The organism is Streptomyces sp. NPDC102514 (genome assembly GCF_055584525.1).
On the sequence record NZ_JBVJLW010000012.1, the window covers coordinates 28,738 to 53,303 of the forward strand.

The following is a 24,566-nucleotide window of genomic DNA, read 5'->3' on the forward strand; positions in this document are numbered from 1 at the left end:
ACGGGCGATCCTTGTCGCCGCACGCTCATTCGTCGTCTTCCCCGTGCAGCCGCCGTCGCACCGACAGCAGCTCCACCTCGGGGCGCGCCGCGACCAGGCGCTCGCACCGGTCGAGTACGTCGGTCAGGTGACCGGTGTCCCCGGAGACCACCGCGAGTCCGATGACGGCCCTGCGGTGGAGGTCCATGTGCTCCACCTCCGCCGCGCTCACCGCGTGCTTGCGGATGAGTTCGGCCACGATCGGGCGGACGACGGAGCGTTTCTCCTTCAGCGACCGTACGTCGCCGAGGAGGAGATCGAAGGACAGAGTCCCCACGTACATGTGTGTTCCGGATGTCCCGCCGGGTCGGGGTAGGTGGCCCGGCCAGGCTGCTGCCGGGGCGCTTTGAACGGTACCCGAACCTCCGGTACCGCTCGACGGGGTTTTCGCCCCCGCCACCCCCTACCCTCCCCGTCACTGCATGGGGCTGCGCCCCTCGCCCCCAGATCGCGCTTCGCGCTCGTCCTCAAACGCCGGACGGGCTGACAGATAGCCCGTCCGGCGTTTGAGGACCTGGGGTTCGGGGGCAGCGCCCCCGAGGCAGGTACGGGAACGGGTAGGGGCGGCGGGGGCGAAAAACCCCGTGGGGGTCGGCCGACGGGAAACAGTTCCCGTCGGCCAACCCCACACGGTCAAGCCGAGCCGCAGGCGCTACGCGCGCGGCTTCTCCCGCATCTCGTACGTCGCGATGACGTCGTCGATCTTGATGTCGTTGAAGTTGCCGAGGTTGATACCGCCCTCGAACCCTTCGCGGATCTCGGTGACATCGTCCTTGAAGCGACGCAGACCGGAGATGTTGAGGCTCTCCGCGATGACCTTGCCATCGCGCAGCAACCGCGCCTTGGTGTTGCGCTTGACCTCGCCGGAGCGAACAAGCACACCGGCGATGTTGCCCAGCTTGGACGAGCGGAAGACCTCGCGGATCTCCGCCGTACCGAGCTCGACCTCTTCGTACTCCGGCTTGAGCATGCCCTTGAGGGCCGCTTCGATCTCCTCGATGGCCTGGTAGATCACCGAGTAGTAGCGGACGTCGACGCCCTCGCGCTCCGCCATCTGCGCCGCGCGGCCCGCAGCGCGGACGTTGAAGCCGATGACGATCGCGTCGGATCCGGTCGCCAGGTCGATGTCCGACTCGGTGACCGCACCCACACCGCGGTGCAGGACACGGATGTCGACCTCTTCACCGACGTCGAGCTGGAGCAGCGAGGACTCGAGAGCCTCCACCGAACCAGACGCGTCGCCCTTGATGATGAGGTTGAGTTCCTGCACCAGACCGGCCTTGAGGGCCTCGTCCAGGTTCTCCAGGGAGAACCGGACTCCGCGCCGGGCGAAGTTGGCGTTGCGCTCACGCGCCGCGCGCTTCTCGGCGATCTGGCGGGCCGTGCGGTCCTCGTCGACGACGAGGAAGTTGTCGCCGGCGCCCGGGACGTTGGTGAGACCGAGGACGAGGACCGGGGTCGAGGGACCCGCCTCTTCCACGTTCTCGCCCTTGTCGTCGAGCATCGCGCGGACACGGCCGTACGCGTCGCCGACCACCATGGTGTCGCCGACCCGCAGGGTGCCTCGCTGGACCAGGACGGTCGCCACGGCACCACGGCCGCGGTCGAGGTGGGACTCGATCGCAATACCCTGCGCGTCCTGCTCCGGGTTGGCCCGCAGGTCGAGCGAGGCGTCCGCGGTGAGGACCACGGCCTCCAGCAGGCTCTCGATGTTGAGGCCCTGCTTGGCGGAGATGTCGACGAACATCGTGTCGCCGCCGTACTCCTCGGCCACCAGACCGAACTCGGTGAGCTGACCGCGCACCTTGGTCGGGTCCGCGCCCTCGACGTCGATCTTGTTGACCGCGACCACGATCGGCACACCGGCCGCCTTGGCGTGGTTCAGCGCCTCGATCGTCTGGGGCATCACACCGTCGTTGGCCGCCACCACCAGGATCGCGATGTCGGTCGACTTCGCACCACGTGCACGCATGGCGGTGAACGCCTCGTGACCCGGGGTGTCGATGAAGGTGATGCGACGCTCTTCTTCGTTGACGACGGTCGCGACCTGGTAGGCACCGATGTGCTGGGTGATGCCACCGGCCTCGCCCGCGACGACGTTCGTCTTGCGGATGGTGTCGAGAAGGCGGGTCTTACCGTGGTCGACGTGACCCATGACGGTCACGACCGGCGGACGCGCGACGAGGAACTCCTCGCCACCCTCGTCCTCGCCGAACTCGATGTCGAAGGACTCGAGAAGCTCGCGGTCCTCCTCCTCGGGGCTGACGATCTCAAGGACGAAGTTCATCTCGTCCGCGAGGAGCTTCAGCGTCTCGTCGGAGACGGACTGCGTGGCAGTGACCATCTCGCCGAGGTTCATCATCACGCCGACGAGCGACGCCGGGTTGGCGCCGATCTTCTCGGCGAAGTCGGTGAGCGAGGCACCGCGCGACAGGCGGACGGACTGTCCGTTGCCGCGAGGCAGCATGACGCCGCCGACCGACGGGGCCTGCATGGCCTCGTACTCCTGGCGCCTCTGCCGCTTCGACTTGCGACCGCGACGCGCGGGACCACCGGGACGGCCGAAGGCGCCCTGTGTTCCACCACGGCCACCGGGACCACCGGGACGACCACCGAAGCCGGGACGGCCACCGCCGCCACCACCGGGACCACCCGGACGGCCGGCGAAACCGCCGCCACCGCCACCGGGACCACCGGGACGACCCGCGAAGCCACCGCCACCGCCACCGGGACCACCGGGACGGCCTGCGAAGCCGCCGCCACCGGGACGACCGCCACCGGCACCGCCGCCGGGACGACCTCCGCCGCCGGGACCGCGGCCACCGGGGCCACCGCCGCCGGGACGCGGGCCGGCAGCCGGACGCTGCGGCATCATGCCGGGGTTGGGACGGTTTCCGCCGGGACCGCCACCGGGACGCGGAGCGCCACCGGGACCGCCCTGCGGACGAGGCATGCCGCCCGGAGTCGGACGGGCACCACCGGGACCGCCACCGGGACGCGGAGCGCCGCCGGGGCCGCCCTGCGGACGGGGACCACGGTCCTGGCCCGCGCCCTGGGGACGCGGAGCGCCGCCCGGAGCACCGGAACCACCGGGTCCGCCGGGGCCGGGACGTGCGCCGCCCGGACGGGGCGTCTGCGGACGTGCCATGCCGGTGGAGCCACCCGAGGTGAACGGGTTGTTGCCGGGACGCGGCCCTGCGGGACGACCGCCGGGACGCGTGCCCTGGCCGCCGGGACGCGGGGCGCCCTGACGGTCACCGCGGTCGCCGCCGCGCTCGGGACGCTCGCCACGGCCCTGACCGGGACCACCCTGGCCGCCCTGTGCGGGGCCTGCCGGACGGACACCGGGCTTCGGGGCGCCGGGACGCGCACCGCTCGGACGCGGGTTCGCGGCCGGGGCGGGAGTCACCGGAGCCGCGGGCGGCGCCGTGAACTCGGGGGCGGCCGGAGCCGGGGACGCCGGGACGGGCTTCGGCGCGGGCTTGGGGCCCGGCGTCGGACGCGTACCGGAGGCCGGGGCGGCGGGAGCCGCCGGGGCCGTGGTGTCCGCGGGCTTCTCCGCGGCGGCCGGCTTCGGGGCCGGCGGGCGCGGGGCGGCCGGACCCGGACGGGCGGCCTGGGCCGGGCCGGGCCTTGCGGGCGCGGCCTTGCGGGGGGCGGGCTTGCCGCCGCCGTTGCCCTGCTGGAGGGCGTCGGTCAGTTTGCGTACTACGGGCGCCTCGATCGTCGAGGACGCCGAACGGACGAATTCACCGAGTTCTTGGAGCTTGGCCATGACGACCTTGCTCTCCACCCCGAACTCCTTGGCGAGTTCGTATACCCGGACCTTAGCCACTTCGCTCCTTTTAGGTCCGGGTTGCGTCCGGACCGTCGCTACTTCATGGGCGTACTCATCGCGTGCTCATCGAGTGCTCATCGCAATCTCGACCTACTTCCAACTCGCGGGGTACCAGGGCCGCACGGGGATCCGTGCGACACGTCTTACGGTGTTGCCTGCTCAGCAACTGTCTGCCGCTCGACGTACAGGCGCAACGCCTTTGTGTCGAGCTGACCCGGGGCACGCAGCGCCCGTGGGAACGCCCGGCGGCGGACCGCCAGGTCCAGACAGACCAGGGCGGGGTGTACATACGCACCCCGGCCGGGCAGCGTACCGCGAGGATCGGGGACGCATTCGCCCTCGGCCGCCACAGCACGCAGCAGATCGGTCTTGGCCGCCCGCTCCCGACACCCCACACAGGTGCGTTCAGGGCATGCTCGGGCATGCGTCCGGCCAGACACTGTTAAGTCTACCTCCCTGCACCGACCTCACCCCTTTGGGGCAAGTATCGAACAGTTGCCGCGCATAAAACTGTCGTGAAACCGCCGTGATCCAAACCACTCGCGGCTCGGGTCTATTCCCGGGTCACTCCCCGGACCGGCCCTCGCGCCGCTCGTCCCGGCGATCGTCACGCCGGTATTCGCGGCGCTCGTCGGGCCGGTCACCGCCGTCCTCGCCGGTCTGCTCGGTGTCGGGGCGGATGTCGATGCGCCAGCCGGTCAGCCGGGCGGCGAGGCGGGCGTTCTGGCCCTCCTTGCCGATCGCCAGCGACAGCTGGTAGTCGGGGACGGTCACGCGCGCGGACCGGGCCGCGAGGTCGACGACCTCGACCTTGGAGACCCGGGCCGGGGAGAGCGCGTTGCCCACCATGTCCGCGGGGTCGTCCGACCAGTCGACGATGTCGATCTTCTCGCCGTTCAGCTCGGCCATCACGTTGCGCACCCGGCCGCCCATCGGGCCGATGCAGGCGCCCTTCGCGTTGAGCCCCGACCGGGTGGACCGGACGGCGATCTTCGTGCGGTGGCCGGCCTCGCGGGCGATGGCGGCGATCTCGACGGACCCGTCGGCGATCTCCGGCACCTCCAGCGCGAAGAGCTTCTTGACCAGGTTCGGGTGCGTGCGGGAGAGCGTCACGGACGGACCGCGGACACCCTTCGCCACGCGGACGACGTACGACCGCAGCCGCATGCCGTGCTGGTACGACTCACCGGGGACCTGCTCCTGCACCGGCAGGATGGCCTCCAGCTTGCCGATGTCGACGAGCACGTTCTTCGGGTCGCGGCCCTGCTGGACGACACCGGTGACGATGTCGCCCTCCCGGCCCGCGTACTCGCCGAGCGTCGCGTCGTCCTCCGCGTCCCGCAGACGCTGCAGGATGACCTGCTTGGCGGTGGTGGCGGCGATCCGGCCGAAGTCCGACGGGGTGTCGTCGAACTCGCGTGCCTCCTGCCCCTCCTCCAGGTCGGCGGGGTCCTCCTTCGCCCACACGGTCACATGGCCGGTCTCCCGGTCGAGCTTCACGCGCGCGTGACGGCGGCTTCCCTCGGTGCGGTGGTAGGCGATGAGGAGGGCCGACTCGATCGCTTCGACCAGCAGGTCGAAGGAGATCTCCTTCTCCCGCACCAGGCCCCGCAGGGCACTCATGTCGATGTCCACGGCTACGCCTCCTCCTCTTCCATGTCCTTCTCGTCCTTCTTGTCCTTGCGGTTGAACTCGACCTGGACGCGCGCCTTGGCGATGTCCTCGAAGGCGAGCCGCCTGGCGGTGGGCTTGCGCCCCTTCACGCCGGGCACCTCCACGTCCACGCCCTCGTCGTCGACCGTGACGATCCGCGCGATCAGCTCGTCGCTGTCGCCCAGCTGGAACTTCACGAGTCGGCCGGTGGCCCGTACGTAGTGACGGTGTTCCTTCAGCTCGCGCTCGGCGCCGGGGGTTCCCACCTCAAGGGTGTACTCGCCCTGGCCCATGGCGTCGGTCTCGTCGAGCTTCGCCGAGAGCGCGCGGCTCACATCGGCGATCGCGTCGAGGTCGGCTCCTTCGTCGGAGTCGACGACGACACGCAGCACACGCTTACGGCCCACCGAGTCCACTTCGATCTCTTCGAGGTCGAGTCCCTGCGAGCTGACGAGCGGTTCCAGGAGCTCTCGCAGCCTCTCGCTCTGGGTGGTGCTCATCCGGGTGACTCCTCGGCCGCGTGTGCTGTTGTGGGTAGGTCGCGTGTCAGGTCAAAGGGTATCCGGTCCCAAGGGGTGTTGCCGTCCACCGTGTCCCGCCCGGAGACGGGGCGGCGCCGCTGGTGGGCCCCGGGGCGGTACGCGGGTACCGTGATCAAGGGTCTGCCGCCCATTTCGTTCGTACGAGCCCTGACGAGGACGTCTGCCGTGCCGTTCACCCTGCCGTCGCGCACCCCCTCGGGACCGCGCCGAAGGAGCCTGCTCGCCGGGGCCGCCGGAGCCGCCGCCGGTTCCGCGCTGCTCGTCGGCTGCTCCGGCTCCGACTCCGCCTCCGGGACCACCAGCGGGAGTTCGTCCGCCGCCGCGCGGGCACGCGCGCGTGCGGCCCGCGACAGCGAACAGCTCGCGCGGCGGTACGAGGCCGTGCTCGCCGCGCATCCCGCACTGGACGCCCGGCTGTCACCGCTGCTCGCGGAGGTCGTGCAGCACGCCGAGGCGTTCGGGGGCGGCAAGCGGGCGAAGCCCTCCACCGGCGCGTCCGCGAGCGCTTCACCCACCGCGTCGTCCCCCTCCGCCTCCCCCTCCCCCGAGGTGCCGGTCATGGAGAAGGACGCCCGCGGCGAACTCGCCGCGGCCGAGCGCGCGTTGGCGGACCGGCGGATGAAGGCCCTGGCGGACGTGCCGGGAGAGCTGGCCCGGCTGCTCGCCTCGGTGGCGGCGGCCGGCGCGGCGCACGCGTTCCTGCTGACGGAGGACAAGAAGTGAGCGGTTCCGGCAGGACTGAAGCGAGCGGGGCCCGGGCGAAGGCAGCCGCGAAGGCGTCGGCGGAGCTGACGGCCGCGCAGGCCGCGCTCGCCGCCGAGCACGCCGCCGTGTACGGCTACGGGGTCGTGGGCGCCCGCATCGGCGAGGCACGGCGGACCGAGGCGCGGGCCGCCTACGACGCGCACCGCGCCCGCCGTGACGAGCTGGCCCGCACGGTGCGCGACCTCGGCGGCAGGCCCGGACCGGCGGCGGCGGCCTACAAGCTGCCCTTCACCGTCCCGGACGCGGAGTCCGCCCTGCGGCTCGCCGCCGAGCTGGAGGACCGCGTGGCCGGGGTGTACTCCGACCTCGTCCGGGCCGCCGGGGGCGAGCGGCGGCAGGCCGCGGCACAGGCCCTGCGGGACGCAGCGGTGCGCGCGGTGCGCTGGCGCGGCGAGAGCGTAGCCTTCCCTGGTCTCGCCGAGCGGTCGGCCACCGCCACCACGTCGGCGGCACCGACCTCGTCACGCACGACGGGACAGCCGTAGCAGGACACCCGTACCGGGAAGGGAACTACTCGCGCATGGCTTTCGAACCGCCGCGGCGTCTGGTCAGGGCGCTCGGCGAGGCGGCACCGGGTGGTGACGACTGGCTGGCGAAGCTGCCCGAGGCGGCCGAGCGGGCGGTCGCGCTACGCGGGTCGACCGTGGAGCGTGTGCAGGTTCCCGGCGGGCGCGGCAGTCTGGTGATCCTGGTCCGGCTGGCGGACGGCATCCCCGCCGTACTGAAACTGGCGCCGCCCCGGGCCCGCCCGGAGAGCGAGCGGGCCGCGCTGGCGCACTGGGACGGCCTGGGCGCGGTAGGTCTTCTGGAGCCGGCCGGTACCGAGGGCGTCCTGCTGCTTGAGCGGCTGCATCCCGATGTGTCCGTGCGGTCGCTGCCGGAGGCCAAGTCGATGCTGGAGGCGGCCGGGACACTGCGCCGGCTCTGGGTCGAGCCGCCTTCGGACCATGTCTTCGAGACGGTGGCCGAGCGGACCGGACGGCAGGCCGACGCGATGCGGGCGGGCGCCGACGCGGAGGCGGTGCCGCTGGTCGACGCGGCCCTCGCGGTCCGTGAGGAACTGCTGGCGTCGCCGCCGCGGGCGCACCTGCTGCACGGCACCTTCCGCCAGAGCAAGGTCCTGGCCGGCGAACGCAGTCCCTGGCTGGCCGTGGGGCCCGACCCGGTGGTCGGCGAGTGCGCCTTCGACCTGGCCCGGCTGGTCCGCGACCGGGTCGAGGACCTGATCGCCTCGCCGTCCGGCGGCTCGACCACCCGCCGGCGGATCAAGCGGCTCGCGGAGTCCCTGGACCTGGACCAGGAACGGCTGCGCGGCTGGACCCTGTTCCGGGCCGTGGAGTCGGGCGTACGGGCCCGGCGGGTGGGCCGGCCGCGGGACGCCGAGCTGCTGCTGGAGTTCGCGGCGTGGCTGTGAGCGGCCGGGTGGTGCCACGTGGGGTGGTCGTCGGCTGTCGTGCGCGCGTTGTCGTGGGCTGAGCGCGCAGTTCCCCGCGCCCCTTGAGCGGCGGGGCGCGGGACTCCGCGTGCTACGCCGTGAGGCGGGCGATCGCCTCGTCCACCGTCAGTTCCTCGCGCTCGCCGGTGCGGCGGTCCTTCAGCTCCAGGACGCCCTCGGCGGAACGCCGGCCGGCCACCAGGATCTTCGGTACGCCGATGAGTTCGGCGTCGGTGAACTTCACGCCGGGCGAGACACCCGCGCGGTCGTCCACGAGCACCCGGACGCCCGCCGCGCCCAGCTTCTCCGAGACGTCGAGCGCCAGCTCGGTCTGGAGGGCCTTGCCCGCCGCGACGACGTGGACGTCGGCCGGGGCGATCTCTGCGGGCCAGACCAGGCCCTGCTCGTCGGCGTGCTGCTCGGCGAGCGCCGCGACCGCGCGCGAGACACCGATGCCGTACGAGCCCATGGTGACGCGGACCGGCTTGCCCTGCTTGCCGAGCACGTCGAGCTGGAGGGCGTCGGCGTACTTGCGGCCGAGCTGGAAGATGTGGCCGATCTCGATGGCGCGGTCCAGCTTGAGGCCGGTGCCGCAGGCGGGGCAGGGGTCGCCCTCGCGCACGACGACCACGTCCACGTACTCGTCGACCTCGAAGTCACGGCCCGCGACGACGTTCTTCGCGTGCACGCCGTCCTGGTTGGCGCCGGTGATCCAGGCGGTGCCGGGGGCGACGCGCGGGTCGGCGAGGTAGCGGACCTTCTCCAGGCCCTGCGGGCCGACATAGCCGCGTACGAGGTCGTCGCGGCCGGTGAAGTCCTCGGCCGTGACCAGTTCGACGGGGGCGGGGGCGAAGTGCGCCTCCACCTTGCCCAGGTCGACCTCGCGGTCGCCGGGGACGCCGACGGCCACGATCTCGCCGGCCACCTTGACCAGCAGGTTCTTCAGCGTGGCGGAGGCGGGGACCTCCAGGTACGCGGCGAGCGTCTCGATGGTCGGGGTCTCGGGGGTGGGGATCTCCTCCAGGGCGGGGACCCCGGCCGCGTCGACGGGCTTCAGCGCGTACGTGACCGCCTCGGTGTTGGCGGCGTAGTCGCAGTTCGGACAGTCGGCGAAGGTGTCCTCGCCGGCCGCGGCAGGGGCGAGGAACTCCTCGGACTTGGAGCCGCCCATGGCGCCCGCGGTGGCGGCGCAGATGCGGTAGTCGAGGCCGAGACGCGCGAAGATCTTCTGGTACGCGGCGCGGTGCAGGGCATACGACTCGGCGAGGCCCTCGTCCTCCGTGTCGAAGGAGTACGAGTCCTTCATCAGGAACTCGCGGCCGCGCAGGATGCCGGCGCGGGGGCGGGCCTCGTCGCGGTACTTGTTCTGGATCTGGTAGAGGATGACGGGCAGGTCCTTGTAGGACGTGCACTGGTCCTTGACCAGGAGGGTGAAGATCTCCTCGTGGGTCGGGCCGAGGAGATAGTCGCCGCCCTTGCGGTCGTTGAGGCGGAACAGCTCGGGGCCGTACTCCTCCCAGCGGCCGGTCGCCTCGTAGGGCTCCTTCGGCAGCAGGGCGGGGAGGGTGACCTCCTGGGCGCCGATGGCGTCCATCTCCTCGCGGACGACCCGCTCGACGTTGGCCAGCACCTTCTTGCCGAGCGGCAGCCAGGACCACAGGCCGGCGGCGGTCCGGCGGACGTAACCGGCGCGCACCAGGAGCTTGTGGCTGAGCACCTCGGCGTCCGCCGGGTCGTCACGCAGTGTCTTGACCATCAAACGGGACATGCGCTGGACCTGGGCCATGGTTCTCGACTCCTGCTGCGTAAGGGTGGTGCTTGGAGGTTAGCCGGGGGGCCGCCGTCGCCGGAAATCCGTTTCGGCGGCAGAGGCGGCGGGCGGGGGCCCGGCGGAGGGGTCCGTCAGCGGCGTCTGAGGGGCAGCGGGGCGCCCATCACCACGTACGGCTTCGGTGCGCTGGGGAACAGGACCCGGACGACCAGGTCCTCGTAACCGAGCGAGCGGTACAGGCCACGGGCCGGGCTCTCCTTGTCGATCGCGGAGAGGATCGAGCGCGGTTCGGCGGCGCTGTCCGTGATCGTGGTGATCAGGGCGCGGCCGACCCCGCGGTTCTGGAAGTCCGGGTGGACGTGCAGTTCGGTGATCACGAAGGAGTCGTCCAGCCAGCCGTCGTGTCCCCGTCCGCGCAGATAGGGCTCGACGACGGTGGACCACCAGTGCGCGCGGTCGTTGGGCATGCCGTAGACGAAGCCGGCGAGGCGCCCGTCGGCGGTGGTCGCGCCGAGCGCGCGGGCGCCGGGGAAGGTGAGGTGCCGGAGCACGATCTGGCGTCGTACGGCGATCTCGTCCGCGCCGAGCCCGAAGGCCACGGCCTGGACGTTCAGCGCCTCGTCGATACGGGTGGCCAGGTCCAGGGGGCCGATGACGATGTCGTCGGGGGTGTGGGGGCCCTGACCGGGCTGACCGGGGAAGCGCAGCATGACCCGGAGACTACCTGGGGGTCTCCACTGCGTGGGCTGCGCGTGCCGGTGGACTTGTCGGGTGCGGGTCCGATGCGGCTGGTCGCGCCCCGCGGCGGAGCCGCAAGTGTCACAGCCCCGCGCCCCTGACGGCGCGCCCCTGCGGGGCTGCGCCTCTCAGAACAGGACGCTCATGAACGCGCCTATTTCCTGGAAGCCCGTTCTGCGGTAGGTGGCTCGGGCCGCGGTGTTGTAGTCGTTGACGTAGAGGCTGACCAGGGGGGCCACGTCCGCGAGGGCGTAGCGCAGGACCGCCGCCATGCCGGGGGCCGCGTAGCCCTGGCCGCGGTACTCGGGGGCGACCCAGACGCCCTGGATCTGGCAGGCCTGGTGGGTCGCGGCGCCGATCTCCGCCTTGAAGACGACCCGGCCGTCGCGGTCGACGCGGGCGAACGAGCGCCCGGAGCCGACGAGTTCGGCGACCCGCGCCTGGTAGAGCAGGCCTCCGTCGCCCGCGAGCGGGGAGACGCCGACCTCCTCCGTGAACATCGCCACGCACGCCGGCATGATCGTCTCCATCTCGTCCTTGCGGATGCGACGGACGTACGGGTCCGGGGCGATGTCGGCGGGGAGCCGGTCGGCGACCATCAGGGGCTGGTGCGGCCTGACCTCACGGGCGGGGCCCCAGTTCGGTTCGAGCAGGCGCCAGAGCTGGGCGGTGGCGTCGGAGGGGCCGACGATGGAGGAGCAGCGGCGGCCCGCCCTGCGGGCGCGGTCCGCGAAGGCGCGTACGGCGCGGGGGGTGGCGCAGATCGGGACGAGGTTGGCGCCCGCGTAGCAGAGGGACGTGAGCATGCCGTCCTCGTACCAGCCCCACATCTCGCCGCCGAGGCGCCAGGGGTCCAAGCCGGCGACCTGTACGCGGGAGGTGACGAAGGCGTTCGCCACCGGCTCGCGGTCGAGGACGGCGAGCGCGGCGTCCAGGTCGCTCGGTTCGAGGACTCTGGTGGTCGTCTGCGTCAACACGTGCGGGGCCTTCACCATCAGGTCTGCTGATCTCCGCACTGTACCTGGCGAATATGTGGCTGCCGACCGATGGGGTGGGTGGGGTTTGCCTCGCCCCCGCCGCCCCTACCCTTCCCGTCACTGCATGGGGCTGCGCCCCTCACCCCCTTTGTCCTCAAACGCCGGACGGGCTGAAGAATCCGCCGGTCCGGCCGGATCTCAGCCCGTCCGGCGTTTGAGGACCGGGGGTTCGGGGACGGTGCCTCCGAGGCAGTGGGCTCAGCCCGCGATCGCCACCGACGGCTCCCCGGAGGGGACCCCGTCCGCCTCCATCTGCTCGGCGATCTTCATCGCCTCTTCGATCAGCGTCTCCACGATCTTCGACTCCGGGACCGTCTTGATGACCTCGCCCTTGACGAAGATCTGTCCCTTGCCGTTGCCGGAGGCGACTCCGAGGTCGGCCTCGCGGGCCTCGCCGGGCCCGTTCACGACGCAGCCCATGACCGCGACGCGGAGGGGCACCTCCATGCCCTCCAGACCGGCGGTGACCTCCTCCGCGAGCTTGTAGACGTCGACCTGCGCGCGACCGCAGGACGGGCAGGAGACGATCTCCAGGCGGCGCTGCTTGAGGTTCAGCGACTCCAGGATCTGCATCCCGACCTTGATCTCCTCGACCGGCGGGGCCGAGAGGGAGACACGGATGGTGTCGCCGATGCCCTCGCTGAGCAGCGCCCCGAAGGCGACCGCCGACTTGATCGTGCCCTGGAAGGCGGGGCCGGCCTCGGTGACACCGAGGTGGAGGGGATAGTCGCAGGCCGCGGCGAGCTGGCGGTAGGCGTTGACCATGACCACCGGGTCGTTGTGCTTGACCGAGATCTTGATGTCCCGGAAGTCGTGCTCCTCGAAGAGGGACGCCTCCCAGAGCGCGGACTCGACGAGCGCCTCGGGCGTCGCCTTGCCGTACTTCTGGAGCAGCCGCCGGTCGAGGGAGCCGGCGTTGACGCCGATCCGGATCGGGGTGCCGTGGTCCTTCGCGGCCCGCGCGATCTCCTTGACCTGGTCGTCGAACTGCTTGATGTTCCCGGGGTTCACGCGCACCGCCGCGCAGCCGGCGTCGATCGCCGCGAAGACGTACTTCGGCTGGAAGTGGATGTCGGCGATGACCGGGATCTGCGACTTCTTGGCGATGGTGGCCAGCGCGTCGGCGTCGTCCTGTGTGGGGCACGCCACCCGCACGATCTGGCAGCCGGACGCGGTCAGCTCGGCGATCTGCTGAAGCGTGGCGCCGATGTCCGACGTACGCGTGGTCGTCATCGACTGGACCGAGACGGGTGCGTCGCCACCCACCGCCACGGTTCCGACCTGGATCTTCCGGCTCTTGCGGCGCTCGGCGAGCCTGGTCGGAACGTCCGGCATGCCGAGTGAAATCGCGGTCATCTGCTGTGCAACCCCAAGGTAAGGATTCGGTCGGTCCCGAAAGCTGACGGGCTCCAGTCATCGAGATTACGGCACCCCCGAAGCCAGAAGCACATTCGCCGAACAGGACCACCCGATGGAGGACGGCCGGACACGTATCGTGTCCGGCCGCCGCAAACACCATGTGGCTACGAGATTCTGACCGGGTTAACCACGTCCGCGATCAGGACCAGGATCGTGAAGCAGATGAAGATTCCGGCCACCACGTACGCGACCGGCATCAGCTTCGCCACGTCGAAGGGGCCGGGGTCCGGGCGGCGCAGCACCTTCGCGCCGTTGCGCCGCAGCGACTCCCACAGGGCGCCCGCGATGTGCCCGCCGTCGAGCGGCAGCAGCGGGAGCATGTTGAACAGGAACAGGGAGAGGTTGAAGCCCGCGACGAGGAACAGCATCATCGCGATCTGGTTCTCCGGCGGGATGTCCAGCGTGAAGACCTCGCCGCCGACGCGCGCCGCGCCGACCACGCCCATCGGGGAGTCCGCCTCGCGCGGGCCGTCGCCGAAGGCCGCGTCCCACAGGGCGGGCACCTTGGACGGCAGGTTGAGCAGCGACTCGACGCCGTTCTGCATCATGTCGCCCATGCGGTCCACGGACTGTCCGAAGGACTGCTGGACGATGCCGGAGGCGGGCGTGAAGCCGAGGAACCCGGCGTACACGTACTTGCCCTCGACGTAACCGCCCTGGCCGTCGGTCTTGCTGACCTGGTTGCGGATGAGGTGGGCGGAGAGGTCGAGCTGCCTGCCGTCGCGCTCGACGGTCAGGGTGACGTCCTTGCCGGGGTTGGCGCGGATGTCGGCCTGGAGGGCGGACCAGTCGGTGACCTTCTCGCCGTTGAACGCGAGGATCTTGTCACCGCCCTTGAGCCCGGCGGCCTTGGCGGGCGCCGCCGTGTCGCTCTTCTGGCACTCGGAGCGGGACTCGCTCTGCTCGATGACGCAGTCGGAGACCTTGCCGACCGTGGTGGTCTGGGTCTGGACGCCGAAGGTCATCATCACGCCGAGGAAGATCGCGACGGCCAGGATCAGGTTCATGAAGGGGCCGGCGAACATCACGATCACGCGCTTCCACGGCTTGCGCGTGTAGAAGAGCCGGTTCTCGTCGCCCGGCTGCAGTTCCTCGAAGGACTGCGCCCTGGCGTCCTCGATCATGCCGCGCCACGGGGAGGTCGAGCGGGCCTCGATACGGCCGTCGGGGCCGGGCGGGAACATCCCGATCATGCGGATGTAGCCGCCGAGCGGAATTGCCTTGACCCCGTACTCCGTGTCGCCCTTCTTGCGCGAGAAGATCGTCGGGCCGAAGCCGACCATGTACTGCGGCACGCGGATGCCGAACAGCTTGGCCGTGGAGAGATGCCCCAGCTCGTGCCAGGCGATCGAGAAGAGCAGGCCGACCGCGAAGACGACTATGCCGAGGATCATCATCAGGGTCGTCATGCACGAGCCTCCGCCGTTGTCTTGGCTGTCGTCCGAGCTGCTGTCTGTGCTGTCAGTTCGCGGGCCCGGGCGCGGGCCCAGGTCTCCGCTTCGAGGACGTCCGCCACGGTGAGCGGGGTTCCCGTACGGGGCGTGCCGTGCTCGGCGACGACCTCGGTGACGGTCTCCATGATCCCGTTGAACGGCAGCGTGCCGTTCAGGAACGCGTCCACGCATTCTTCGTTGGCCGCATTGAACACCGCGGGGGCCGTGCCCGCGAGCTCCCCGACGTGCCGGGCGAGCCCCACCGACGGAAACGCGTCGTTGTCGAGCGGGAAGAACTCCCAGCTCGACGCCTTCGTCCAGTCGAAGGCGGGCGCGGCGTCGGGGACGCGCTGCGGCCAGCCCAGACCGATGGCGATCGGCCCGCGCATGTCGGGGGGCGTCGCCTGGGCCATCGTCGAACCGTCCGTGAACTCAACCATCGAGTGGACATACGACTGCGGGTGCACGACCACCTCAATGCGGTCGAAGGGAATGTCGTAGAGGAGGTGCGCCTCGATGACTTCGAGACCCTTGTTGACGAGGGTCGCGGAGTTGACGGTGATGACAGGGCCCATGGCCCAGGTGGGGTGCGCGAGGGCGTCCTCGGGGGCGACATCGGCCAGCTCGGCCTTGGTACGTCCTCTGAAGGGGCCGCCGGAGGCGGTGACGACGAGCTTGCGTACGTCGGCCCTGGTGCCCGAGGCGAGCGCCTGGAACAGGGCGGCGTGCTCGGAGTCCACGGGGATGATCTGGCCCGGCGCGGCCAGCGCCTTCACCAGGGGGCCGCCGACGATGAGCGACTCCTTGTTGGCGAGCGCGAGGGTGCGGCCCGCCTCCAGGGCGGCGAGGGTGGGGGCGAGGCCGATCGAGCCGGTGATTCCGTTCAGGACGGTGTGCGCCGGGGAGGCGGCGAGTTGGGTGGCCGCGTCCGCTCCGGCGAGCAGCTCGGGAAGGGGCTCCCCGGGCCCGTACCGTGCGGAAAGGGCCTCACGCAGGGCCGGCACGGCGTCCTCGCGGGCCACGGCGACGGTCTTGACGCGGAGCCGGTGCGCCTGCTCCGCCAGCAGCTCCACCCTCCCGCCCGCCGCGGAGAGCCCGGTCACCCGGAACCGGTCGGGATTGCGCAGCACGAGGTCGATGGCCTGGGTGCCGATCGATCCGGTGGAGCCGAGGATCACGACGTCCCGGCTCCCGTCCACAGGATCGAAGACGAGATGCGGATCGGCGAGGAGGGCTGGACTGTCGCTCATCCCCCCATTGTTGCCGCAACGCCGGGCGACCGGGGACAGCGGAGCCCCGTAAGGGGCGCGGGGAACTGCGCGACAAGCTCCCACCGGGCCGCACCCGCCGACGATCCCGCGGTTCCCCTACCTCTTGCGCTTCCGCCGGTTCCGCGGCTTCCCCGCCCGCTGCGGACGAGGCTTCGCACCGGCCGCCGCGTCCTCCACCGGAGGCTCCGGTGAGAAGTCCCCTTCGACGACCCCCTCCGCCGTGTCCAGCGTGGGCGCGCTGAAATGCAGCCCGTCCGTGCGACGGCCGGCCTCCAGCGCGTCCTGGCCCGCCACCTTCCCGGACGCGTCCAGATTGAAGACGTACCCGACGGACTCCTCCTTGATCGCGTCGTTCATCGCGACGAACATGTCGTAGCCCTCACGCTCGTACTCGATGATCGGCTCCCGCCCGAGCGTCCACCGCAGTCCGATCCCGTCCCGCAGGTAGTCCATCTCGTACAGGTGCTCGCGCCATTTGCGGTCCAGGACCGACAGCACCACGAGGCGTTCCAGGTCGCGCAGGACGTCCGCGCCCAGCTCGGTCTCGCGCTCCTCGTAGCGGGTGTGGACGTCCTCGATGACGGCGTCGGCGATGGAGTCCGCGGTGAGGTCGGCGCGGTCGCCCGCGGCCTCCTCCAGGTCGTCGACGGTGACCCCGACCGGGTACAGCTGTTCGAAGGCGACCCAGAGCCGGTCCAGGTCCCACTCCTCGGGGAAGCCGTCGGCGGTCTCCACGGCGACGTACGCGCGGATGGTGTCGTCCATGAAGTGGAGGATCTGTTCCCGCAGGTCCTCCCCGGCCAGTACGCGTCGGCGTTCGGCGTAGATGAGGGTGCGCTGGCGGTTGAGGACCTCGTCGAACTTGAGCACGTCCTTGCGGGACTCGAAGTGCTGCTGCTCCAGCTGGGACTGGGCGGAGGCGATGGCGCGCGTGACCATCTTGTTCTCGATGGGGACGTCGTCGGGGACGTTCGCCATGGCCATCACACGGTCGACGACCTGGGCGCGGAACAGCCGCATCAGGTCGTCCTCGAGGGAGAGGTAGAAACGGGAGGCGCCGGGGTCGCCCTGGCGGCCGGAGCGCCCGCGCAGCTGGTTGTCGATGCGGCGCGACTCGTGGCGCTCGGTGCCCAGCACGTACAGCCCGCCGAGGTCCTTCACCTCGTCGTGCTCGGCGGCGACCGACTCCTTGATCCGCTCCAGGGTCCTGCGGTGTTCGTCCCGGTACTCGTCCGGGCTCTCCTCGGCGCTGAGGCCTTTCCGGTCCAGCTCCGCGAGTGTCATGGCCTCCGGGTTGCCGCCGAGCATGATGTCGGTGCCGCGGCCCGCCATGTTGGTGGCCACGGTGACCGCGCCCCTGCGGCCGGCCTGGGCCACGATCTGCGCCTCGCGCTGGTGGTTCTTCGCGTTGAGCACCTCGTGCCGGATGCCGCGCTGCTTCAGCCGGGCGGCGAGGATCTCGGACTTCTCGACGGAGGTGGTGCCGACGAGGACCGGCTGGCCCTTGTCGTGCTTCGCGGCGATGTCGTCGAGGATCGCCGTGTACTTGGCGTCGACGGTCCGGTAGATCTGGTCGGGGTCGTCGGCGCGGGCCATCGGCCGGTTGGTGGGGATCGGCACCACGTGGAGTTTGTAGATCTGGTGGAACTCGGCGGCCTCGGTCATGGCGGTGCCGGTCATCCCGCCGAGCTTGTCGTAGAGCCGGAAGAAGTTCTGCAGGGTGATCGTGGCGAGGGTCTGGTTCTCGTCCTTGACCGTCACCGCTTCCTTCGCCTCGATGGCCTGGTGCAGTCCCTCGTTGTAGCGGCGTCCGGCGAGGATGCGGCCGGTGTGCTCGTCGACGATGAGGACCTCGCCGTTCACGACGACGTAGTCCTTGTCGCGCTTGAAGTGTTCCTTCGCCTTCAGCGCGTTGTTGAGGTGGCCGATGAGGGGCGTGTGGTCGGACTCGTAGAGGCTCTCGATGCCGAGCTGGTCCTGGAGGAACTCCACTCCGGGGTCGAGGATCGCGACGGTGCGTTTCTTCGGGTCGTACTCGTAGTCGTGGGTGGCGCGCAGCCGGGCGAGGCGGTCCTTGTCGGACGGGGTGGTGAAGTTCTCGTCCTGGACGGCGACTCCGCGCATCCGGGTGACCATCGTGGCGAAGGCCTCGTACCAGTGGGTGGGCTGGTCGGCCGGGCCGGAGATGATCAGCGGGGTCCTGGCCTCGTCGATGAGGATCGAGTCGGCCTCGTCGACGATGGCGAAGTGGTGGCCGCGCTGGACGAGTTCGTCCCTCGACCAGGCCATGTTGTCGCGCAGGTAGTCGAAGCCGAACTCGGTGTTGGTGCCGTAGGTGATGTCGCAGGCGTACTGGGCGCGGCGCTCGGCCGGGGTCGACTGGGTCTTGATGACGCCGACGGTCAGTCCGAGGAAGCGGTAGGCGCGGCCCATCCAGTCGGCGTCGCGCTGGGCGAGGTAGTCGTTGACGGTGACGAGGTGGACGCCCTTGCCGGTCAGGGCGTTCAGATAGACGGGCAGGGTGGCGACCAGGGTCTTGCCCTCGCCGGTCTGCATCTCGGCGATGTTGCCGAGGTGGAGGGCCGCGCCGCCCATCAGCTGTACGTCGAAGTGGCGCATCCCGAGTGTGCGGCGGGCGGCCTCCCGCATCGCGGCGAATGCCTCCGGCAGGAGGTCGTCGAGGCTTTCCCCGGCCTCGTACCGTTCCTTGAACTCGGGGGTGAGGGATTGGAGTTCTTCGTCGGTGAGCTGCTCGAATTCCGCTTCGAGGGAGCCGATCTGTTCAGCGGTGCGCTGGAGTCTGCGGAGGATTCTGCCTTCGCCGGCGCGCATTATCCTGCCGGTGATGTTGTCGAGACCCAGTACCGGCACTGGCATTACCCCCTGACACGGATGTACCTGATCCCGTTCTTCGGGTGCCGGCCGGTGGGGGCTGGTCGCGCCCACGCGGCGGAGCCGCATATGTCACAGCCCCGCGCCCCTGAAAAGCGAAAAGATCGCGCCGTTCCCCGCGCCCCCTCAGGGGCGCTGCCCCCGCTCGCCGGTCCGCTCATTGTTGACGCAGAATTTCTGTGCGGCAAGCAGCGGAACGGCGGCGGGGACAGCAGTGCATTCCTGGGGGAAAGGTCAGCGGATGGGGCGGTGGACGTTTTCCCTTTCCGATGTTCCGGGGGTCGCGTCGGCGATCCAGGGGCCGTCGCCGGACAGGTCGACGATTCCGTTCTCCAGCCAGGTGTAGGCGCCGCCGAGAACACCCTTGACGACCTTGCGGTCGACGTCGTCGGTGTTGGACCACAGGCGGCCGAAGAGTTCTTCCACGCGAATGCGGGACTGACCGCAGAAGGCGTCCGCGAGCTGGTACGCCTCGCGGCCGTGGGCCTCGGTGGTACGCAGGAGTTCGGCGCGGACGCAGACGGCGCTCATGGCGAACAGCTCGGCGCCGATGTCGACGATCCGGCCGAGGAAGCCCTGCTTGGTCTCCATCCGGCCCTGCCAGCGGGACATGGCGTAGAAGGTGGAGCGGGCGAGCTTGCGGGCCGAGCGTTCCACGTACCGCAGGTGGCCGGAGAGGTCGACGTGCCCGGCCGGGTGGAAGTCCCCGTACGCGCGCGGGAGTTGGCCGGGGCCCGCGACCAGCTTCGGGAACCACCTGGCGTAGAAGACGCCGGCGTTCGCGCCCGCCTTCGCCTTGTCGGCCAGGGACTTGTCGGGGTCGATGAGGTCACCGGCGACGGACAGGTGGGCGTCGACCGCCTCGCGGGCGATCAGGAGGTGCATGATCTCCGTCGAGCCCTCGAAGATGCGGTTGATGCGCAGATCGCGCAGCACCTGCTCGGCGGGGACGGCCCGTTCGCCGCGGGCGGCGAGCGAGTCGGCGGTCTCGAAGCCCCGGCCGCCGCGGATCTGGACCAGCTCGTCGGCCATCAGCCAGGCCATCTCGGAGCCGAAGAGCTTGGCGAGGGCGGCCTCGATGCGGATGTCGTTGCGGTCCTCGTCGGCCATCTGGGACGACAGGTCGAGGGCGGCCTCCAGGGCGAACGTGGTCGCCGCGATGAAGGAGATCTTCGCGCCGACGGCCTCGTGGTGGGCGACAGGCTTGCCCCACTGCTCCCGTACGGACGACCACTCGCGGGCGATCTTCAGACACCATTTGCCGGCGCCGACGCACATCGCGGGCAGCGAGAGCCGTCCGGTGTTGAGGGTGGTCAGGGCGATCTTGAGCCCGGCCCCCTCCGCGCCGATGCGGTTCGCGGCGGGCACCCGGACCCGGTGGAAGCGCGTGACGCCGTTCTCCAGACCGCGCAGCCCCATGAACGCGTTGCGGTGCTCGACGGTGACGCCCTCCGAGGCCGCCTCCACGACGAACGCGGTGATACCGCCCCTGTGCCCCTCGGACTTCGGTACGCGCGCCATCACGACGAGCAGGTCGGCGACCACGCCGTTGGTCGTCCAGAGCTTCACCCCGTCGAGGACGTAGTCCTCCCCGTCCGGCACGGCGCTGGTCGCGAGCCGCGCCGGGTCGGATCCCACGTCCGGCTCGGTGAGCAGGAAGGCGGAGATGTCGGTACGGGCCAGGCGCGGCAGGAAGGCGTCCTTCTGCTCCTGGGTGCCGAAGATCTTCAGCGGCTGCGGTACGCCGATCGACTGGTGCGCGGAGAGCAGCGCGCCGAGCGCCGGGTTCGCGGAGCCGACCAGGGCGAGCGCCTTGTTGTAGTAGACCTGCGTCAGGCCGAGGCCGCCGTACTTCGTGTCGATCTTCATCCCGAGGGCGCCGAGCTCCTTGAGCCCGTTGATCACCTCGTCGGGGATGCGGGCCTCCCGCTCGATGAGCGCGGAGTCGACCCTGGTCTCGCAGAAGTCGCGCAGTTTGGCGAGGAACTGCTCGCCGCGCTGGGCGTCCTCGTCCGGGGGCATCGGGTGGGGGTGGATCAGGTCGAGCCGGAAGCGGCCGAGGAACAGCTCCTTGGCGAAGCTGGGTTTGCGCCAGTCCTGCTCCCGCGCGGCCTCGGCGACCTGACGGGCCTCACGTTCGGAGACAGCGGGCTGGTGGGGTGTTGCGGACAAGAGGCTCACCTCGCCGCGAATAGGGATCTTGGTCCGGTTACGTTACTCACCGGTGCTACTCGCTCGTATGTACCCGATAACGCCCCACGTCACCAGTCCTGGCGCATCATTGGGCGCATACGGAGGCCTGGAGGGCAGGCCCGCAGGGCCGCCCTGCCAGGGGCGCGGGGAACTGCGCGCTCAGCCCCCACCGGCCGGCACCCGCCGAACAACCCCGGCACCCACCCCCGGTGGGCACCTGCCACCCCCGACGGAGTCGAAGCGCTTCGACACCCTATGGACACCCACCCGCCGTCAGGCTACTGTCAAGCCACCTTCACTGCCCCTGTCAGCACCGCGCCATCGTCGAAGCGCTTCACACAGAACCGGAGACCTGGATGGTCACCCTCGCCGAGGTCGCCCAGCACGCCGGAGTCTCGGCGAGCACGGTGAGCTATGTCCTCAGCGGCAAGCGGTCCATCTCCGCGGGCACCCGGCAGCGGGTCGAGGAGAGCATCCAGGTGCTCGGCTACCACCCCAACGCGGGAGCCCGGGCGCTGGCAAGCAGCCGGTCCAACATCATCGCGCTGATGATCCCGCTCCGCACGGACATGTACGTACCCGTGATGATGGAGATCGCCATCGCGGTGACGACCTCGGCCCGCTCCCACGGGTACGACGTGCTGCTGCTCACCGGCGAGGAGGGCCCCGACGCCGTACGCCGGATCACCGGGAGCGGGCTCGCCGACGCGATGATCCTGATGGACGTCGAGCTGGACGACGAGCGGCTGCCGCTGCTGCGCGGCACCGAGCAGCCGTCCGTCCTCATCGGGCTGCCCGCCGACACCAGTGGTCTGACCTGCGTGGACCTCGACTTCGGTGCGACGGGCGCGCTGTGCGCCGAACATCTCGCGATGCTCGGACACCGTGACATCGCTGTCATCGGTGAGGCGCCCGCGGTGTACGAACGGCACACGGGGTTCGCCGAGCGCACGCTCGACGGGCTCAGGTCCCGCTCGCGCGAGCTGGGCCTGCGGGTCCTGCACCGCCCGTGCGAGGGCGGCTTCGACGCCATGTCCCTGACCCTGGCCCGGGTCTTCGACGAACGCCCCGGCACCACGGGCTTCGTCGTGCAGAACGAGTCCGCGGTCGAGCCGCTGCTCGCGCTGCTGCGCCGGCAGGGCCGGGCCGTGCCCGAGGACGTGTCGGTGATCGCGATCTGCCCGGACCAGGTCGCCGTCCAGGCCTCGGTGCGGCTGACCTCGGTCGCCATCCCCGCCCAGGAGATGGGCCGTAACGCGGTGGAGCATCTGATCGCCAAGCTGGAGGGGCACGGCAAGGACGAAGTCGTACTCATCGCACCCGAGTTGACGGTCAGGGCGAGCACGGGCCCGGCCCCTGCCGCCGCCTGACCCGCCCCACCCCACCTCCGCTCCCGCTCCCCCTCCCCCGACCTGGTCCTCCGGAGCCGCGTAACCGGGTCTTGTCGCCACTCCTCCCTTCAGGAGCACTCCGCATGAATCAGCATGTCGAGAACCGGCCGGGACAGTCCGGCTCGGGGTCCGCGAGTCTCGCCCAGTCCTCGCCCACCGTCGGCACGTTCCGTGAACGGGACGGCGCGCTGGAGTGGAGCGGCCGGCAGGAGACCGTACGGATCGAACCGTGGGGCCCGGACGCCGTACGGGTACGGGCCAGGCTCGGCGGGCCCGTCCTGGAGGGCCTGCCCGCCGCTGTGCTCGACGAGGCGCCCGCCACCGAGGCCACCGTCAAGATCGAGGGCGGCCGGGGCCTGCTGACCGTCGGCGCGCTGACGGTCGAGGTCGACGCCGAGGGACTGATCCGCTTCGTCCGCACCGACGGCGGGGCCGAACTCCTCGCCGAGGAACGCGCCCACTTCTGGTGGCCGGGACCGCGCCTCTACACACCCGTCGGCAACGGCTACCACCGCCTGGAGCAGCGTTTTGCCGCGTACGAGGGCGAGAAGCTGTACGGCCTGGGGCAGCATCAGCACGGGCTGCTCGACCAGAAGGGTGCCGTCCTCGACCTGGTCCAGCGCAACGCCGAGGTGACCATCCCGGTCCTCACGTCCAGCCGCGGTTACACCCTGCTGTGGAACAGCCCGGCGATCGGCCGGGTCGAGCTGGCGGGCAACGGCACGCGCTGGGTGGCGGACTCGGCCCGGCAGATCGACTACTGGATCACGGCGGGCCATCCGGCCGACGCGCAGCGCCGCTACAGCGCGGTGACCGGGCGGACGCCGATGCTGCCCGAGTGGGCGGCGGGCTTCTGGCAGTGCAAGCTGCGCTACCGCACGCAGGACGAACTCCTGGGCGTGGCAAGGGAGTACAAGCGCCGGGGTCTGCCCATCGACGTCATCGTCTGCGACTTCTTCCACTGGACGCATCTGGGCGACTGGAAGTTCGACCCGACGGAGTGGCCCGATCCGGCGGGGATGCAGCGGGAGCTGGCGGAGCTGGGCATCAAGCTCGTCGTGTCCGTCTGGCCGTCCGTCTCCCCGCTCTCCGAGAACCACCGGCTCATGGAGCAGCGCGGCTGGTTCGTCGGCACCCAGTACGGCCCGATGGCGCACGCCGACTGGCCGGACAAGGAGGTCGCCTCCACGGTCCAGGTCGCCTTCTACGACGCGACGAACCCCGAGGCGCGGGAGTTCCTGTGGTCGAAGATCAGGGACAACTACCTGGAGCCGTACGGGATCACGTCCTTCTGGCTGGACGCCTGCGAGCCCGAGCTGAAGCCCGGCTTCCAGGAGAACCTGCGCTACTGGGCGGGCCCCGGTCTCGAAGTGGGCAACATGTATCCGCGTGAGAACTCCCGCGCCTTCCACGAGGGCATGCTGGCGGCCGGCGAGAGCGAGGTCGTCACCCTCAACCGCTCGGCGTGGGCGGGCAGTCAGCGCTACGGGGCGGCCCTGTGGTCCGGCGACATCGGCACGGACTTCGCGACCCTGCGGCGCCAGATAGCGGCGGGCCTCAACACCTCGCTGTCCGGCATCCCCTGGTGGAACACCGACATCGGCGGCTTCCACGGCGGCGACCCGGACGACCCGGCGTACCGCGAGGTGATGATCCGCTGGTTCCAGTTCGGCGCGCTGTCCCCGCTGATGCGGCTGCACGGCTTCCGCGACCCGGGCACCCCGCTCGGCCCGGAGATGACCGGCGGCCCGAACGAGGTGTGGTCGTACGGCGAACAGGCCGGGCCGATCCTGGAGAAGTACCTCCATCTGCGCGAGCGCCTGAAGCCGTACGTGCTCGATGTCATGCGGGAGGCCCATGAGGAGGGGCTGCCGGTGATGCGGCCGCTGTTCCTGGAGTTCCCGGACGACCAGGCGGCCTGGTCGGTGGACGACTCGTACCTCTTCGGCCGGGATCTGCTGGTCGCGCCGGTACTCACCGCGGGCGCGACGGTCCGTACGGCGTATCTTCCGGCGGGCGCGCGCTGGACGGACGCGTGGACCGGCGAGGAGTACCGGGGCGGCGCCTCCGTGACCGTCGACGCCCCGCTGGACCGCATCCCGCTGTTCCTGCGCGACGACGCGCGGCTGCCCGTGACGGAGTAGCCGCG

The 24,566-nt window shown here is 70.8% G+C and carries 18 protein-coding genes; 5 read left to right on the top strand and 13 right to left on the bottom strand.

The features are described from left to right. Positions 1 to 25 precede the first annotated feature (25 nt). From ACZ60E_RS27685 to rimP, 5 genes are all read right to left on the bottom strand, one after another. Entirely contained in the window at positions 26 to 322 is a 297-nt protein-coding gene (locus ACZ60E_RS27685) for a DUF503 domain-containing protein (RefSeq protein WP_107021736.1), read from the bottom strand. Between the two features lie 369 nt (positions 323 to 691). After that, on the bottom strand, positions 692 to 3,874 hold the full coding sequence (gene infB / locus ACZ60E_RS27690; RefSeq protein ID WP_384816276.1) for a translation initiation factor IF-2: 3,183 nt from the start codon (positions 3,872 to 3,874) through the stop codon (positions 692 to 694). Between the two features lie 146 nt (positions 3,875 to 4,020). After that, on the bottom strand, positions 4,021 to 4,317 hold the full coding sequence (locus tag ACZ60E_RS27695; RefSeq protein ID WP_189775353.1) for a YlxR family protein: 297 nt from the start codon (positions 4,315 to 4,317) through the stop codon (positions 4,021 to 4,023). Positions 4,318 to 4,441: 124 nt separating this feature from the next. Beyond that, a complete protein-coding gene (gene nusA, locus ACZ60E_RS27700; protein WP_384816280.1) occupies positions 4,442 to 5,512 on the bottom strand; it encodes a transcription termination factor NusA in 1,071 nt (356 codons plus the stop codon). Positions 5,513 to 5,514: 2 nt separating this feature from the next. After that, positions 5,515 to 6,030 carry a ribosome maturation factor RimP gene (gene rimP / locus ACZ60E_RS27705; protein WP_384816282.1) on the bottom strand — a complete coding sequence of 172 codons (516 nt, stop codon included), beginning with the start codon at positions 6,028 to 6,030 and terminating at the stop codon, positions 5,515 to 5,517. 207 nt (positions 6,031 to 6,237) lie between these two features. On the opposite strand from rimP, the gene ACZ60E_RS27710 reads away from it, so the two are divergent. From ACZ60E_RS27710 to ACZ60E_RS27720, 3 genes are all read left to right on the top strand, one after another. Further along, positions 6,238 to 6,795, top strand: coding sequence for a hypothetical protein (locus tag ACZ60E_RS27710; RefSeq protein ID WP_469443963.1), 558 nt, complete (start codon positions 6,238 to 6,240; stop codon positions 6,793 to 6,795). A 65-nt stretch (positions 6,796 to 6,860) separates the two neighbouring features. Continuing rightward, positions 6,861 to 7,322 carry a ferritin-like domain-containing protein gene (locus ACZ60E_RS27715; protein WP_469444261.1) on the top strand — a complete coding sequence of 154 codons (462 nt, stop codon included), beginning with the start codon at positions 6,861 to 6,863 and terminating at the stop codon, positions 7,320 to 7,322. A gap of 35 nt (positions 7,323 to 7,357) precedes the next feature. Continuing rightward, positions 7,358 to 8,251 carry an aminoglycoside phosphotransferase family protein gene (locus tag ACZ60E_RS27720; protein WP_469443964.1) on the top strand — a complete coding sequence of 298 codons (894 nt, stop codon included), beginning with the start codon at positions 7,358 to 7,360 and terminating at the stop codon, positions 8,249 to 8,251. 112 nt (positions 8,252 to 8,363) lie between these two features. Here the strand turns inward: ACZ60E_RS27720 and ACZ60E_RS27725 are convergent, their stop codons facing one another. The 8 genes from ACZ60E_RS27725 to ACZ60E_RS27760 all read right to left on the bottom strand — a co-directional run bounded on the left by ACZ60E_RS27725 (position 8,364) and on the right by ACZ60E_RS27760 (position 21,014). Then, positions 8,364 to 10,058 carry a proline--tRNA ligase gene (locus ACZ60E_RS27725; protein ID WP_453794064.1) on the bottom strand — a complete coding sequence of 565 codons (1,695 nt, stop codon included), beginning with the start codon at positions 10,056 to 10,058 and terminating at the stop codon, positions 8,364 to 8,366. A gap of 116 nt (positions 10,059 to 10,174) precedes the next feature. Further along, a complete protein-coding gene (locus ACZ60E_RS27730; RefSeq protein WP_384816297.1) occupies positions 10,175 to 10,753 on the bottom strand; it encodes a GNAT family N-acetyltransferase in 579 nt (192 codons plus the stop codon). A 156-nt stretch (positions 10,754 to 10,909) separates the two neighbouring features. Then, entirely contained in the window at positions 10,910 to 11,758 is an 849-nt protein-coding gene (locus tag ACZ60E_RS27735; RefSeq protein WP_469443966.1) for a GNAT family N-acetyltransferase, read from the bottom strand. Between the two features lie 258 nt (positions 11,759 to 12,016). Continuing rightward, complete coding sequence (ispG, locus tag ACZ60E_RS27740; protein ID WP_210889375.1) at positions 12,017 to 13,174, bottom strand: flavodoxin-dependent (E)-4-hydroxy-3-methylbut-2-enyl-diphosphate synthase; 1,158 nt, start codon at positions 13,172 to 13,174, stop codon at positions 12,017 to 12,019. Between the two features lie 167 nt (positions 13,175 to 13,341). Then, positions 13,342 to 14,646 (bottom strand): M50 family metallopeptidase, encoded by a 1,305-nt coding sequence (locus ACZ60E_RS27745; protein ID WP_385835601.1) that lies wholly within the window; start codon positions 14,644 to 14,646, stop codon positions 13,342 to 13,344. Then, positions 14,643 to 15,920 carry a 1-deoxy-D-xylulose-5-phosphate reductoisomerase gene (gene dxr / locus ACZ60E_RS27750; RefSeq protein WP_469443968.1) on the bottom strand — a complete coding sequence of 426 codons (1,278 nt, stop codon included), beginning with the start codon at positions 15,918 to 15,920 and terminating at the stop codon, positions 14,643 to 14,645. The genes ACZ60E_RS27745 and dxr overlap by 4 nt, the downstream gene beginning before the upstream one ends. Before the next feature lie 117 nt (positions 15,921 to 16,037). Beyond that, positions 16,038 to 18,818, bottom strand: a complete 2,781-nt coding sequence (gene secA, locus ACZ60E_RS27755; protein WP_453794060.1) for a preprotein translocase subunit SecA — start codon at positions 18,816 to 18,818, stop codon at positions 16,038 to 16,040. A 249-nt stretch (positions 18,819 to 19,067) separates the two neighbouring features. Beyond that, a complete protein-coding gene (locus ACZ60E_RS27760; protein ID WP_469443970.1) occupies positions 19,068 to 21,014 on the bottom strand; it encodes an acyl-CoA dehydrogenase family protein in 1,947 nt (648 codons plus the stop codon). A 368-nt stretch (positions 21,015 to 21,382) separates the two neighbouring features. Between ACZ60E_RS27760 and ACZ60E_RS27765 the strand changes: the two genes are divergently transcribed. Together ACZ60E_RS27765 and ACZ60E_RS27770 are read left to right on the top strand one after the other, a co-directional pair. Further along, positions 21,383 to 22,396 (top strand): LacI family DNA-binding transcriptional regulator, encoded by a 1,014-nt coding sequence (locus ACZ60E_RS27765; protein ID WP_384810899.1) that lies wholly within the window; start codon positions 21,383 to 21,385, stop codon positions 22,394 to 22,396. A 104-nt stretch (positions 22,397 to 22,500) separates the two neighbouring features. Next, on the top strand, positions 22,501 to 24,561 hold the full coding sequence (locus ACZ60E_RS27770) for a glycoside hydrolase family 31 protein (protein ID WP_469443971.1): 2,061 nt from the start codon (positions 22,501 to 22,503) through the stop codon (positions 24,559 to 24,561). The last annotated feature ends 5 nt before the right edge of the window (positions 24,562 to 24,566 follow it).